This window comes from Staphylococcus sp. AC872 (assembly GCF_979255425.1).
The window spans coordinates 296,471-296,904 of sequence record NZ_CEEDKW010000003.1 but is presented as its reverse complement, the minus strand read 5'-3'; the positions used below and the strand labels follow the sequence as shown (position 1 = coordinate 296,904).

1 protein-coding gene is annotated in these 434 nt (G+C 41.0%); it reads left to right on the top strand.

Annotated elements, in window-relative coordinates; all coding sequences use genetic code 11:
- The coding region (locus ACZ267_RS07170; RefSeq protein WP_463680301.1) for a hypothetical protein at positions 1 to 434 on the top strand (434 nt) is incomplete at both ends.

The window sequence follows — 434 nt, the reverse complement described above, 5'->3', positions numbered from 1 at the left end:
TCAACAAGTACTTCACTTTCCGATAGTTCATCGACAAGTGGAAGTACATCACTAAGTGACTCTGTAAGTACAAGTACTTCTACTTCTTTAAGTGACAGTACTTCAACAAGCGACTCAACTAGCACGTCACTTTCTGATAGTTCGTCAACAAGCGGTAGCACATCATTGAGTGATTCCGAAAGCACAAGTACATCCACTTCATTAAGTGACAGTACTTCAACAAGCGACTCAACTAGCACGTCACTTTCTGATAGTTCATCTATGAGTGGCAGTACTTCACTAAGTGGTTCTGAAAGTACAAGTGCATCATCGTCATTAAGTGATAGTACTTCGACGAGTGACTCAACTAGCACGTCGCTTTCTGATAGTTCATCTATGAGTGGCAGTACTTCACTAAGTGGTTCTGAAAGTACAAGTGCATCATCGTCATTAAG